General features: G+C 51.7%; 2 protein-coding genes. One reads left to right on the top strand and one right to left on the bottom strand.

Going from position 1 to position 1,202, the window contains the following annotated elements:
- The coding region (locus C3418_RS23615) for an IS1595 family transposase (protein ID WP_103859248.1) at window positions 1–855 on the top strand (855 nt) is incomplete at its 5' end.
- On the opposite strand, the gene C3418_RS23610 is transcribed toward C3418_RS23615, so the two are convergent.
- Entirely contained in the window at window positions 856–1,050 is a 195-nt protein-coding gene (locus tag C3418_RS23610; RefSeq protein ID WP_103859382.1) for a hypothetical protein, read from the bottom strand. It abuts the gene before it with no gap.
- Between the last annotated feature and the right edge of the window lie 152 nt (window positions 1,051–1,202).

Raw genomic sequence — 1,202 nt, 5'->3', positions numbered from 1 at the left:
GCTTGGCGTTTTCCGAACGGTTTCATCTGTCCTGAGTGCGCCAACAAGACCTGCTGTCGCCTGAAAAGTCGGCCACGCGTGCTGCAATGCAATAACTGCCGTCACCAGATGTCATTGACTGGAAACACGATTTTTGCAAACACCAAACTCCCACTGACCAAGTGGTTTCTGGCGATGCAGCTGCTGTCACAGACCAAAACTGGCTTGTCAGCGATGGAGCTAAAGCGCCAGTTGGACGTCAAATATGACACCGCCTGGATGCTCAAGCACAAGCTGCTGCAAGCCATGAAAGAGTCCGATGACAAGCAGCCCATCAGCGGCATCATTCAGCTCGATGATGTCTACTGGGGTGGCGAGCACCGTGGTGGCAAACGGGGTCGGGGCGCGGCAGGCAAGACGCCGTTTGTGGCAGCAGTGGCCCTGAACAAGGAAGGACATCCAATCAAGATGCGGATGACGGTGGTCGATGGTTTCAAAACCAAGTCCGTTGCTGATTGGGCAAAACGGCATATTGCCAGTGGTAGCGCGGTGATATCCGATGGATTGGCCTGTTTCAAAGCGGTCAAGGAGGCCAATTGTGAGCACCTGGGTGTTGTCACCGGGGGCAACCTGGACTGGCTGGATCATCCGGCATTCAACTGGGTAAACACGATGATAGGAAATGTGAAAAACTCGCTGCGGGGCAGTTGCCATACGCTCGGAGCGAAGCATTTACCAAGGCATCTTGCGGAATACTGCTTCCGGTTTAATCATCGTTTTGACCTCAAGAGCATGTTGGTTGAATTGGGGCATGCAGTCGTGGCAAGCCCTCCGATGCCATATCGGCTCTTGAAGCTGGCTGAGGGTCATGGGTAATCAGGTAGTTTTATGTGAGGCTAGACTACCGCCTTCTTCAATTTTTTCGTCGAACTGTGACTTCAATTGGTAAATAATTTGCTTGCGGTCGGCCTCGTTAAATTCACCACCTTGTTGCAACGCTACGGTCGAAGGTAATCCCTTGAAAAGGTAGCGATTGAAGTCAGCCCTGTAGTCATCAAGCTGAATACACAACTTGGGATTCCAACCACTGATGTAGCCGTCATTCCGCACCTGATTTTGCTATTTTCAGTGCTTGACGGCGATCGGCAGTTCTGATCTATTACTCTCTTTTGCAGGTAGATCATCATGGCCGCACCCGCTATCTCGATCCGTAACCTCGATCA

It is taken from the genome of Aeromonas sp. ASNIH8 (assembly GCF_002919855.1).
Lineage (GTDB): Bacteria > Pseudomonadota > Gammaproteobacteria > Enterobacterales > Aeromonadaceae > Aeromonas > Aeromonas caviae.
The sequence above is the reverse complement of the archived record's forward strand: the minus strand, read 5'-3'. Positions and strand labels throughout refer to the sequence as shown.